Annotated in this window: 8 protein-coding genes; 2 read left to right on the forward strand and 6 right to left on the reverse strand. The window is 65.7% G+C overall.

Annotated features, from left to right (window positions below; translation table 11 throughout):
* Positions 1–23: 23 nt before the first annotated feature.
* Complete coding sequence (clpS, locus tag CT3_RS11250) at positions 24–389, reverse strand: ATP-dependent Clp protease adapter ClpS (protein WP_066532383.1); 366 nt, start codon at positions 387–389, stop codon at positions 24–26.
* Between the two features lie 154 nt (positions 390–543).
* On the reverse strand, positions 544–4,080 hold the full coding sequence (dnaE, locus tag CT3_RS11255; protein ID WP_066532387.1) for a DNA polymerase III subunit alpha: 3,537 nt from the start codon (positions 4,078–4,080) through the stop codon (positions 544–546).
* 165 nt (positions 4,081–4,245) lie between these two features.
* Here dnaE and CT3_RS11260 point away from each other — a divergent pair, with 165 nt between their 5' ends.
* Complete coding sequence (locus tag CT3_RS11260; protein WP_066533314.1) at positions 4,246–5,040, forward strand: outer membrane protein assembly factor BamD; 795 nt, start codon at positions 4,246–4,248, stop codon at positions 5,038–5,040.
* 242 nt (positions 5,041–5,282) lie between these two features.
* On the opposite strand, the gene CT3_RS11265 is transcribed toward CT3_RS11260, so the two are convergent.
* From CT3_RS11265 to zapE, 3 genes are all read right to left on the reverse strand, one after another.
* Positions 5,283–7,526, reverse strand: coding sequence for an ATP-dependent DNA helicase (locus CT3_RS11265; RefSeq protein ID WP_066532393.1), 2,244 nt, complete (start codon positions 7,524–7,526; stop codon positions 5,283–5,285).
* A gap of 175 nt (positions 7,527–7,701) precedes the next feature.
* Complete coding sequence (locus tag CT3_RS11270) at positions 7,702–8,421, reverse strand: hypothetical protein (protein ID WP_127446215.1); 720 nt, start codon at positions 8,419–8,421, stop codon at positions 7,702–7,704.
* 6 nt (positions 8,422–8,427) lie between these two features.
* Entirely contained in the window at positions 8,428–9,525 is a 1,098-nt protein-coding gene (gene zapE / locus CT3_RS11275; RefSeq protein ID WP_066533315.1) for a cell division protein ZapE, read from the reverse strand.
* Positions 9,526–9,839: 314 nt separating this feature from the next.
* Here zapE and CT3_RS11280 point away from each other — a divergent pair, with 314 nt between their 5' ends.
* Entirely contained in the window at positions 9,840–10,679 is an 840-nt protein-coding gene (locus tag CT3_RS11280) for a PA3715 family protein (RefSeq protein ID WP_098066154.1), read from the forward strand.
* A 300-nt stretch (positions 10,680–10,979) separates the two neighbouring features.
* Here CT3_RS11280 and lpdA read toward each other — a convergent pair whose 3' ends face one another.
* Positions 10,980–12,407, reverse strand: a complete 1,428-nt coding sequence (gene lpdA / locus CT3_RS11285) for a dihydrolipoyl dehydrogenase (protein WP_066532398.1) — start codon at positions 12,405–12,407, stop codon at positions 10,980–10,982.
* Between the last annotated feature and the right edge of the window lie 81 nt (positions 12,408–12,488).

Below are 12,488 nucleotides of genomic sequence, written 5' to 3' on the forward strand. Positions count from 1 at the left end.
TCTGAAATCGGGGCGATCGGCAGTTATTCAATAGGCTCGCTGACAGCCTGCAGCGGATGACCTGCCTTGTTGGCTGCCTGTAACACCTGTTCCACCTTGGTGGAGGCCACGTCGCGGGAATACACCCCGCACACGCCCCGACCGTCCAGGTGGATCTTGAGCATGATCTGGGTGGCCGCCTCGCGGTCTTTGCCAAAAAATTCCTGCAACACCACGATCACGAACTCCATCGGGGTGAAATCGTCGTTGAGCATCACCACCTGGTACATCGGTGGGGGGGCCACCTTCTGGGTGCGCCGCTCCAGCACGACCGAACCACCGCCCTCTTCGCGTGGAAGCTGCGGCTTGGGAGGTTGAATAGGAGGTTGTTCGGTAGCCATGGAATTCATTGTAGCGACGGCTTCGGGCGTATTTTGAGTCGCCTTCAGACCAAAAACAGAGGGACGACATGCAAGCATTTGTAGGACAGCACAAGCTCTCCTACCAACGGTGGCATGGCGTACAGATAAGGCCAATGGTAGCGCCGACAAGATGGCCGTTTTCTTACTCGTAGACGACCGTGCTGTGCCCGCTGCCCGCCTCGGCGCACCAGGCGGCCAGCGCCGCATCGCTGGGGAAGAAGCGGCTGTCATCGCCCAGCTGCAGCTCGACCAGCGCCGCGCCCAGCTCCGACTGGCAGCGCACCCCCAGGCGCACCTTCAGCCCGTGCTGGATGCTGCCGTGCTCGGTGTCCTCCCGTTTGGCGGGGAATTCACGCAGCAGGCGCTGGACATCGGGCATCTTTTCGGTGGTGCTGACCTGCAGGTAGCGGCCAAAGCGGCAGCGTGCATCTGCCAGGCCCCAGACCTTCTGCACCTTGGCACGCAAGCCGCCACTGAAGCGGTCCTGCTGCACCCGTGCCGTCAGCACCACGAACTCGTCGTCTTTCAGCAGGTCCTTGTGGGCGTTGAGCGTGGCTTCGTCCACCGATGCCTCGATCACGCCGGACTTGTCGTCCAGCTTGAACAGGCACAGCTTGCCGCGCTGGCCGTTGATCACGCGCAGATCGCTGACGATGCCCACCAGCACCTGCGGCTCGCGGCTGTCCCCCAGATCGGCCAGCGGGGTGCGCACAAAGCGGCGCACCTCCGCCTCGACCTCATCGAACAGGTGGCCGGACAGGTAGAAGCCCACCGCCGTCTTTTCCAGGGTCAGGCGCTCCTTGATGCCCCAGGGCAGCACCTCGGCCAGCGGCGGCTCCTGGGTGCTGGAGCCCACGGCATCGTCGCCCATCATGTCGAACAGGCCGCCCTGGTTGGCATTGGCCAAGGTCGCATTGGCAAACTCGAACGCCGTGTCCACCGACGCCGACAGCGCCGCGCGGTTCCGGTGGATGGCATCGAACGCGCCGGCCTTGATCAGCGCTTCCAAGGTGCGCTTGTTCAGGCGCGAGCGGTCCACCCGCACACAGAAGTCGAACAGGCTGGTGAACGGGCCCTTGAGGTGGCCGTTCGGCCCCACGCCCTGGCCTTCGCGCGCCGCGATGATGGCTTCGATCGCCTGCTGGCCCGTGCCCTTGATGGCGCCCAGGCCGTAGCGGATCACCTTGTCGGTCACCGGCTCGAAGCGGTAGACGCCGCGGTTCACATCTGGCGGCTCGAAGGTCAGGCCCATCTTCAGCGCATCCTCGTAGAGCACCTTGAGCTTGTCGGTGTCGTCCATTTCCACGGTCATGTTCCCGCAGAAGAACTCCGCCGTGTAGTGCACCTTGAGCCAGCCCGTGTGGTAGGCCAGCAGCGAATAGGCGGCCGCGTGCGACTTGTTGAAGCCGTAGCCCGCAAACTTCTCCATCAGGTCGAAGACCTCGTCGGCCTTGTCCTGGCTGATGCCCTTCTTGGCCGCCCCCTCGCGGAAGATGCCGCGGTGCTTGACCATCTCCTCGACTTTTTTCTTGCCCATGGCGCGGCGCAGCAAGTCGGCGCCGCCGAGCGAGTAGCCGCCCAGCACCTGGGCCGTCTGCATCACCTGCTCCTGGTAGACCATGATGCCGTAGGTTTCGGCCAGCACCTGCTCCACCAGCGGGTGGGGATATTCAATCTCCTCGCGACCGTGCTTGCGGGCCACGAAGGACGGAATCAGGTCCATGGGGCCCGGACGGTACAGGGCGTTCAGCGCAATCAGGTCTTCCAGGCGCGACGGCTTGGCGTCGCGCAGCATGCCCTGCATGCCGCGGGATTCAAACTGGAAGACGGCTTCGGTCTTGCCTTCCTGGAAAAGCTTGTAGGTGGGGTAGTCGTCCAGCGGAATTTCTTCAAACTTGAAGTTCTCCTGCCCCTTGTGGCGCTTCATGATGAATTCGCGCGCAATCTCCAGGATGGTCAGCGTGGCCAGGCCCAAGAAGTCGAACTTCACCAGGCCGATCTGCTCCACATCGTCCTTGTCGTACATGGCCACGGCCGAGTCGCTGCCGGGCTGCTGGTACAGCGGGCAGAAGTCGGTCAACTTGCCGGGCGCAATCACCACGCCCCCGGCGTGCATGCCGATGTTGCGGCACATGCCTTCGAGCTTTTGCGCCATCTCGATCAGCATCTTCACGTCTTCTTCTTTTTCCAGACGTTCGGCCAGTGCCTGCTCATCCACCGCATAGGTGTACTTGTCGTTCTCCTTGCGCGGATTGGGCGGGTATTTCAGCGTGACGTGCAGGCCCGGCTTGTTGGGCACCAGCTTGGAGATGCCGTCGCAGAAGTTGTAGCTCAGGTCCAGCACCCGGCCCACGTCACGGATGGCCGCGCGCGCAGCCATGGTGCCGAAGGTGGCGATCTGGCTGACGGCATTGCGGCCGTAGCGGTCCTTCACGTAATCGATCACGCGGTCGCGGTTGGCCTGGCAGAAGTCCACGTCAAAGTCAGGCATGGACACGCGTTCGGGGTTCAGAAAACGTTCGAACAGCAGGTTGTAGTGGATGGGGTCCAGATCGGTGATCTTCAGCACATAGGCCACCAGCGAACCGGCCCCCGAACCACGGCCCGGCCCCACCGGGCAGCCATTGTTCTTGGCCCAGTTGATGAAGTCCGCCACGATCAGAAAGTAGCCCGGGAACCCCATCTTCAAGATGATGCCCAGCTCGAACTCCAGCCGCTCCACATACTGCGGGCGGGCCGCCTGGCGCTTGGCCTCGTTCGGGAACAGCAGCTGCAGACGCTCCTCCAGCCCCTCGTACGAGGCATGGCGGAAATAGTCTTCAGCCGGCATGCCGTTGGGTGTGGGGAAGTCCGGCAGAAAGTTCTTGCCCAGCAGCAGCGTCACGCTGCAGCGGCGGGCGATTTCCACGGTGTTTTCCAGCGCCGACGGCACATCGGCAAACAGCGCCTGCATCTCGGCGCTGCTCTTGAGGTACTGCTCCCGGGTGAAGCGCTTGACGCGCTTGGTATTGCCCAGCACCTCGCCTTCGGCAATGCACACCCGCGCTTCATGGGATTCGAAATCGCCGGGCTTGAAAAACTGCACCGGGTGTGTGGCCACCACCGGCAGGTTCAGCCGTGCCGCCAGCTGCACGGTCTGCACCACCAGGCTCTCGTCTTCCGGGCGCCCGGCACGCTGCAGCTCCAGGTAGAAGCGGTGCGGAAACAGGCTGGCCATGCGCAGCGCTTCGCGCGCAGCCCCGTCCTTGTCGCCGCGCTGCAGGGCCTGGCCCACCGGGCCGGCATTGGCGCCGGACAGCAGGATCAGGCCCTCGCCCAGCTCCTGCAGCCATTCCCATTTGCTCAGTGCCTGGGCCTGACCGCGCGGCACATTGCCGGTCCAGCCCCGGGCCAGGATTTCCGACAGATTGTGGTAGCCCAGCTTGCTTTGCACCAGCACCAGCACACGGGGGCCGGGCGCACCGCCCTCGCCTTCCATGATCAGCTCGGCGCCCAGAATGGGCTTGACCCCTTTGCCCCGTCCGGATTTGTAGAACTTCAGCCCGCCGAACATATTGTTCAGATCGGTGATGGCCATGGCGGGCTGCCCGTCGGCAGCCGCCGCCTTGATGGCATCGTCAATACGGCAGGTCCCGTCGACGACGGAAAACTCGGTGTGCAGGCGCAGGTGAACAAACATGGACGCCATTGTAGGAAGGCCCGGCAGCCTCCACGCCGACACCGTGTCATAACCTGCGGCGAAGGGGCCCTTGGCCTGCCGCTACAATGCCTTCCAACCAGTGGCCCGCAACGGTGCCCTTGCCAGAAACTTATGTACACATTTCCTGTCCGCATGCTGTCTTCTCTGCCCCGTCACCGCCTGCCCCTGTTCGCCGCCCTGCTGGCTGCCGGCCTGCTGGCCGGATGCAATACGACCAAGGAAGACCCGACCGCCAAGTGGACGCCCGACCGCATCTACACCGAGGCCAAGGAAGAACTCAATGGCGGCGGCTACGACAAGGCCGTGCCACTGTTTGAAAAGCTGGAAGGCCGCGCTGCCGGCACCCCCCTGGCCCAGCAGGCCCAGATCGACAAGGCCTACGCGCAATACAAGGCCGGCGACAAGGCCCAGGCTATCGCCACGCTGGACCGCTTCATCAAGCTGCACCCTGCCAGCCCGGCCCTCGACTACGCGCTGTACCTCAAGGGCCTGGTCAATTTCAACGAAAACCTGGGCCTGTTCTCGTGGCTGTCGCGCCAGGACCTGTCCGAGCGTGACCAGAAGGCCGCCAAGGATTCGTTCGAAGCCTTCAACGAGCTGGTTAACCGCTTCCCTGACTCGCGCTACGCGGCCGATTCCCGCCAGCGCATGACCTATATCGTCAACTCGCTGGCACAGTACGAAGTGCATGTGGCGCGCTACTACTACTCGCGCGGCGCCTATGTGGCTGCCATTGCCCGCGCCCAGACCGCCATCACCGAATACGAAGGCGTGCCCGCCATCAAGGAAGCGCTGGAGATCCTGGTCAACTCCTACGACAAGCTGGGCATGAACCAGCTGCGCGACGACGCCAAGCGCGTGCTGGAAAGCACCTACCCTGCCACGGCCGAAACCACGGCCCAGCGCCGCAAGAGCGCGCCCTGGTGGAAGTTCTGGTAAGCCGCCACGGCAGTTGCCCCCGTCAGCCACCGCCTGCACCTCAAGCCCATGCCCTTGTGCATGGGCTTTTTTCATGGTCCATGGTGCTTGGTGTCAGGAGCACCGCGTGGTCATGCACTGTCATGGGAAGACCATCCGGGGATGTCCCTCTCCACGGTAAGGCCGTGGTCTGGCGCCCCCCCCGGCCCTCCGGCCTTGAGAGCTTGAAACCTTGACTGCTTGCGCCCCGGCGCGGACCCGCACTACAGCGGCGCCGGGCTCCGCAGTGCCTGCAAGGCCTCTTTCCACGCAGCCTCCGTGCCCAGGCGGCGCATGGGCGGCAGCGCTTCCACCATGCTGCGGCCATAGCCCTTGGTGCGCAGCCGGATATCGGTCACCACCAGGATGCCCCGGTCGGTTTCGGTGCGGATCAGGCGCCCCGCGCCTTGCTTGAGGGCCAGTGCCGCCTCGGGCAGCACATAGTCGGCAAACGGGTTGCGGCCCAGCTGCTCCAGCTGGCGCGAACGTGCCTCGACCAGCGGATCGTCCGGCGGCGGAAACGGCAGCTTGTCGATCACCACCAGCTGCAGCGCATCCCCCGGAATGTCCACCCCCTCCCAGAAGGTACTGGACGCCACCAGCACGCAGCCGCGTCCGTTCACCGTACCGGCGCGAAAGCGCTCCATCAGCGCATGCTTGGAGCCCTGCCCTTGCACCAGCACATCCATGGGCTCCAGCAGCCCAAAGCGCGCCCGCAGCTGGCGCCCGATCTGCTCCAGCGCGCGCAGCGTGGTGGTCAGCACCAGGGTGCGCCCTCCCAGGGCTGCGGCACCGTCCCCGGCCAGTCGGGCCACGGCATCGCTGTGCTGCGCATCACCGGGCAACGGAAAGCTTTCCGGCACATACAGCGCCGCCTGGTGGGCGTAATCGAATGGACTGTCCACCCGCAACACCTGGGCGCCGTGCAGCCCACAGGGCTCGGTGAACCAGCGCAAGTCATCCCCCAGGCCCAGGGTGGCAGAGGTGAAGATCCAGGCCGTGTGGACCGCCGCAGTGTCTGATGCCGCCGGTGTGATCGGCGACGTAATCGGCGATGTGGTCGACGGCCGCTCCGGCTGCGCGGCAGATACCGGCGGCAGCACGGCATCGCCGTCCGGCTCCGCCGATTCCGCAGCCTCCATCGACGCGGTCCCATCCTCGTCTGCAGCCGATGCAGCCACCTCATCCACCTCCGCCGCCCAGGCGCCACCGGGTGCCAAGTCCGCGTCGCTGAAGGCCCGCACCTCCAGCGCAGGATGGCCGGCCATCAACTGCTCGCGCACCAGGCGGGCAATGCTCAGCGGAGACTCCGTCAGCCGCAGGTGCTGGCGGCCCACGTCCAGCCAGCGCACGGCATCGTCCGGAGCCGGCCGCACAAAATGCGCCAGCCGCTGCAGCAGCAGCAGGCCGCGCTCCTGCAGGTGTACCAGGGCTGGCGCCATCTCCAGCACCCCGGCCAGCGCCTGCACCACGGCGCGCAAGGCCTGTCCCAGGTGCACCGTGGCCGCGCGCCACTGGGCGGCATCCAGGGTGTCCGGGGCCAGCCCCTGCCAGCGCAGGCGCGGCTGTGCGCTGCGGTGCGTGCTGGCAACCAGGCGCCAGTCGCGCACGGCCTGCTGCACGCGCGCGGCCAGTACCAGCCAGTCCACCATGCCCCGGGCATGGTCGCTGGCATCCTGCATCACATCACGGGCATAGGCCAGCAGCTGGTTGCTGCTGAGCACCAGGCCGGCAAACTGGATCCCGGTTTCGTTCAGCTGGTGGGCTTCGTCGATCACCACCACCCCCGCCTGGGGCAACAGCTGCGCCATGCCGGACTCGCGCACCTCCATGTCGGCAAAGAACAGGTGGTGGTTGACCACGGCCACATCGGCCTCCAGCGCCTGCTGGCGCGCGCGGTTGACATGGCAGGCCTGCCAGTGCGCGCATTCGCGGCCCACGCAGTTGTCGCGCGTGGACGTCACCAGCGGAATCACCTGCGAATCCTCGGCCAGATCGGGCAGCTCGGCCATGTCGCCGCTGCGCGTGGAGCGCGACCAGTCCTCCACCCGCGCCACGGCACGCAGCACCTGGGCATCCAGCGGCTGCTTGCCCAGGCGCACCTGCAGCAGGCGCTGCTGGCACAGATAGCTGCTGCGCCCCTTGAGCCGTGCCATGCGCAGCGGCAGCCCCAGGCTTTGCACCAGCCGGGGCAGATCGCGCGCGAACAGCTGGTCCTGCAGCGCCTTGGTGGCCGTGGACACCACCACCCGCTTGCCGCTGAGCAGCGCCGGCACCAGGTAGGAATAGGTTTTGCCCACGCCCGTGCCGGCTTCCACCACCAGCACGCCGCAATCGACAATGGTCTGGGCCACGGCCTCGGCCATGGCAGTCTGTCCGGCGCGGGGGTGAAAATGCGGCTCCGCCCGGGCCAATGCCCCGTCGGCCGCAAACACGGCGCGCACGGCATCCATCAGGGGGGCCGTCATACCCGTGCTCTCCAACGCAGAAACAGCCCTGCGCTATGCCGTGCGGCACTGGCCAGGCGTCCCGGCAGATCCCCTTGCCCTCCCTGACGGCACCCACGCAGCAGCAGAAAGCGGTGGCTCACAGGCGCGCTCGCCGCTGTCATGCTGGAAACCGCTGCGCGCCGGCCGGTGCGGCTCAGGGCGCGCCCGGCACCGGCAAGGGTGCGCCCTTGCGGTCGGCCACGGCCTTGTCGCGGCGTGCCTTGGCCTTGGCCGCTTCTTCCCGGGTCTGCTTGGCGGCTTCCTGCGCCTTGCTGCGGCGTTCGGCCTCGGCCTGCACATGCTCGGCCTGCTGGCGTTGCTGCGACTGCGCGCGCTGCGACTGCGTCTGTGCACGCTGCTGGGCCTGCGCATCCATGGTGGCGCGGTCGTGCGCCACATCCTCCGGAGTGCGCTTGGGCGCCGGCTTGGCGGGCTGCGTCAAAGGCTGGCGCGGCGTGGCCTGTATGGCCGGTTGCTGGCGCGGCTCCTTCATCTTCTGGTCGATGCTGCGCAGGCGTTCTTCCGTCTTTTCCCGGCGCTCGGCATCGTTCAGGCGCAGCTCGCGTTCGCGCAGCGGCTTTTCCTGTTCGCGCGCCTGGCTGCGCAGCTTACTCAGGCAATCCTCCACCGCAAACTTCTGGTAGCAGGCGGCTTCCAGCGGCTTCTGGCGCTCGGCCAGGGCGCGGCGCTGCTGCTCGATGTCGTGGCGCTCGGCATCCCGCTGCTCCTTGCGGTGCTGCAGGGCGGCAGCGCGGGCCGCGTCCTCTTCCGGCAGAGGCGCGGCCGGCGCAGGCTGGGCCAGTGCGGCAGTGGCCGAAACGGCCACCACGGCAGCCAGCAGATGGGGCAGGAACATAGAAGCGCGTGTGTGCATGGTGTGTCAGGTCAGACCAGTATCAACCTCGCGCCGCTCGAGCGAGAGGAATTCCTGGGACTGCATTTCGTTCAAGCGGGACACTGTACGCGGAAATTCGTGGGCCAACGGCCCTTCGGTGTACAGCTGCTCCGGCGGCACCGCGGCCGACAGAATCAGTTTGACGCGCCGGTCGTACAGCACATCCACCAGCCAGGTAAAGCGGCGCGCAGGCGACGCCATGTTCACCGGCATGAACGGCACGTTCGACAGCAGCACGGTATGGAACTGGGTGGCAATTTCCAGGTAGTCATTCTGCGAGCGCGGTTCCATGCACAGTTCGCGGAAATCAAACCAGATCACGCCACCAGCTCGGCGCAGCGGCTTGAGCTGGCGCGACTCGATCATGAACACCGGCTTTTCTTCCGGCACTTCGGCCAGGCGCTCGAACGCTTCCTGCATGGCAGCGTCGGCCTCCGGGCCCAGCGGGCAGTGGTAGAGCTGCACCATCTCCAGCGTACGGCAGCGGTAGTCGGTGCCGTTGTCCACATTGACCACGTCCATGCGCTCGTTCAGCAGGTCGATGGCCGGCAGGATGCGGTCGCGGTGCAGGCCGCCCGGATACAGCCCATCGGGCGTGAAGTTGGACGTGGTGACAAAGCCCACGCCATTGTCGAACAGCGACACCAGCAGGCGGTACAGGATCATGGCGTCGGTGATGTCCGCCACGTGGAATTCGTCAAAGCAGATCAGCTTGTAGCGCTTGGCGATCTTGGCACCCAGCGCATCCAGCGGGTTCTGCGTGCCCTGCAGCAGGTGCAGCTCCCGGTGCACTTCGCGCATGAATTCGTGAAAGTGCAGCCGCACCTTGCGCCGGATGGGCACTGCATTGAAAAAGCAGTCCATCAGAAAGCTCTTGCCACGCCCCACCCCGCCGTACATGTACACGCCACGGGGAATTTCCGGTTTGGAAAAGATCTTCTTGATCGCGTTGGAACGCCGGGATTTGTAGGCGGCCCAATCGTCCGCACAGCGCTGCAGCGCATCCACCGCGCGCAGCTGCGCGGGGTCGGCCGTAAAGCCTTTGGCGGCCAGCTCGGCCTCGTACGCTTGTCTCACATTCACCATCTACCTCCAACTCGGATCCGCGGCTCAAGCATGCTGCTGTGCAAGGCCCAGTCGCGGAATGTATGGAGCGAGGAGGTCCCGACGCGTGGCACCACCAGGGGGCAGCGTCCGAGCAGAGTGTGCGAAAAAGTCTTTCGCCAAGGCTTGCAGGTATCATGTCGAGCCTGCGACATGCTGTCTATTCTATAGCGGCCCGCAACATGCCCTGCCGGCCTGCAGATATCTCTGCCTGCACCTTCGCCCGGCCTGCACGCCCTCGCCCGTTTCCCTTCCGTTCCCCTCCCGCACTCCAGTTGCATCCCCGCCTTCCCATGCAGTCCTTCGCTTTTCGCACCCCTCTGCTGCGCACCCTGGGCCGCATGGCGCTCTGCCTGCTGCTGGCCACCATGGGCAGCGCCCTCTGGGCCGCCGAGCCGCCCCAGGCCTGTGCCCCTGCCACCGTCGCAGCCGTGGCGCGCTGGGCAGGTGTCCAGGGCAAACTGGTCAGCTGGGACCAGCCCGGGGGCCTGATTGCGGCAGCCAGCTGCAAGGCCATGCCCGATGCACCGGACACCACGATTGCCGCCATCGCCTTCGACAACTTGCTGGAAGGCCAGACCCGCGGCGACGGCAACAAGCTGCAGATCATCGCCCTCGTCGAAGCCGGCCAGGTCGTGGCCGCCCACCGCTCGCAGATCGAGGAGGACGCCACCACCGCCGTGGGCCGCTACGACATCGACACCGCGCGCTACCACCTGCGCCCCGGCGTGCGCGCCTTCGGCACCGTGTTCCACAGCGATGCGCTGGGCTCCCGCTGTCCCGACGCCGCTGCCGATAATGAGCTGACACTGTGGGTGCGCGAAGGCGGGCAACTGCGCCCGGTGCTCGGCACCAATCTGCGTGGCTGGGTCAACATCGTGGGCACGCCCTGCATCCTCAACGAAGAACTGAGCCGCAGCGAAGAAGCGCGCCTGACCGTCTCCGTGGAAAAGACCAGCAGCCATGGCTTTGCCGATCTGGCCCTGACCGCCCGCATCGTCCAGAGCGAAGTCCATGGCGACGCGGACGAAAAAACCCGCCAGCGCCGCGCACGCACCGTGCTGCGCTACGACGGCCACTCCTACGGCCACGACATGTTCCGCACCTTCTGGTATCCCGCAGACCTGCGCTAAGGCCTGCCGGCACGCGCCTTGCGCGGGCGCACAGGCCGTCTCTCAGGCCATCTCTCAGGCCGCCGCACCGGCCCAACGCACTTCCCCCCCTGCCGCCTGGCGTGACCTGCACGGCGCCCCGCCACGGAGCTGACCGCGTGCAGGCGACGCCACGCCGCAGGCTGCGTGCGTGCCATCCACCCGCCCCTTGACCCGCTGTACCCGGTGCACGCCTACCGTACAGACAAAAAAAAGCTGCCTGCACCCTCTCGGGCACAGGCAGCGGTCTGAGCGCTCAGCCGTGCAAACGGCTCACGGCCATCAGAAGTTCAGCGTGCGCTTGTCCACCGCCAGAGCCGCTTCCTTGGTGGATTCGGACAGCGAGGGGTGAGCGTGGCAGATGCGGGCGATGTCTTCGCTCGATGCCTTGAACTCCATGGCCACCACGGCTTCGGAGATCAGCTCGGACACCATCGGGCCCACCATGTGCACGCCCAGAATCTCGTCGGTCTCGGCATCGGCCAGGAACTTGACCATGCCGGTCGTGTCGCCCAGTGCACGGGCACGGCCGTTCGCCAGGAACGGGAAGGTGCCGGCCTTGTACTTCACGCCTTCGGCCTTCAGTTGCTGCTCGGTGCGGCCCACCCATGCCACTTCGGGGCTGGTGTAGATCACGGAAGGCAGGGTCGCGAAGTTCACGTGACCGTGCTGGCCGGCAATGCGCTCGGCCACGGCCACGGCTTCTTCTTCCGCCTTGTGTGCCAGCATGGGGCCGCGCACCACGTCACCCACCGCCCACACGCCGGGCAGGTTGGTCTTGCAGTCGTCGTCGACCACGATGCAGCCGCGCTCGTCCAGCTGCAGGCCCACGGCTTCGGCGTTCAGGCCGATGGTGTTGGCGGTGCGGCCGATGGAGACGATCAGCTTATCCACGTCCAGCGTCTGGGCTTCGCCCTTGGCGTTGGTGTAGGCCACGCTCACGCCCTTCTTGGACGACTTGACTTCACCGATCTTCACGCCCATCTCGATCTTCAGACCCTGCTTGTCGAAAGCCTTCTTGGCTTCCTTGGCGATCTGCTCGTCCACCACAGGCAGGAAAGTGGGCATGCCTTCCAGCACGGTCACTTCGGTGCCCAGACGGCGCCAGACCGAACCCATTTCCAGGCCGATCACGCCGGCGCCGATCAGGCCCAGCTTCTTGGGGGTCTTGCCCAGGCGCAGCGCGCCGTCGTTGGACAGGATGTTTTCTTCATCGAAAGGCACGCCAGGCAGCGCGCGGGCGTTGGAGCCAGTGGCCACCACGATCTGCGCGCCAGTGATGGATTCCTCCTCCTTGCCGGCCACCTTGATCTCGTAGCCGCCTTCCACGGTGCGCACAAAGGAGCCGCGGCCGTGGAAGAAAGTGACCTTGTTCTTCTTGAACAGGTACAGGATGCCGTCGTTGTTCTGCTTCACGATGGCGTCCTTGCGGGCGATCATCTTGGGCACATCGATCTCGACCTTGCCGGTGGAGATGCCGTGGTCCGCAAAGTGCAGATTGGCATGCTCGAAATGCTCGGACGACTGCAGCAGCGCCTTGGAAGGAATGCAGCCCACGTTGGTGCAGGTACCGCCGGGGGCAGCGCCGCCGGCAGCGTTCTTCCACTCGTCGATACAGGCGACGGTCTTGCCCAGCTGGGCGGCACGGATGGCGGCGATATAGCCGCCAGGGCCGGCGCCGATCACGATAACGTCAAATTGCTTGCTCATGTCTCAAATCTCTTGTCTACAGGTGCTGAAAAAAACCCACCGTGGGCGTGTGGCCGAGGGTGGGTTTCGTCGAGGTGTGAA

Origin of the sequence: Comamonas terrigena NBRC 13299 (assembly GCF_006740045.1) — a bacterium.
Lineage (GTDB): Bacteria > Pseudomonadota > Gammaproteobacteria > Burkholderiales > Burkholderiaceae_C > Comamonas > Comamonas terrigena.

Bases quoted from the DNA above. Each gene is read 5' to 3' on its own strand.
- clpS (WP_066532383.1), bottom strand. From the start codon at position 389: ATGAATTCCATGGCTACCGAACAACCTCCTATTCAACCTCCCAAGCCG.
- dnaE (WP_066532387.1), bottom strand. From the start codon at position 4,080: ATGTTTGTTCACCTGCGCCTGCACACCGAGTTTTCCGTCGTCGACGGG.
- CT3_RS11265 (WP_066532393.1), bottom strand. From the start codon at position 7,526: ATGACGGCCCCCCTGATGGATGCCGTGCGCGCCGTGTTTGCGGCCGAC.
- CT3_RS11270 (WP_127446215.1), bottom strand. From the start codon at position 8,421: ATGCACACACGCGCTTCTATGTTCCTGCCCCATCTGCTGGCTGCCGTG.
- CT3_RS11280 (WP_098066154.1), top strand. From the start codon at position 9,840: ATGCAGTCCTTCGCTTTTCGCACCCCTCTGCTGCGCACCCTGGGCCGC.
- lpdA (WP_066532398.1), bottom strand. From the start codon at position 12,407: ATGAGCAAGCAATTTGACGTTATCGTGATCGGCGCCGGCCCTGGCGGC.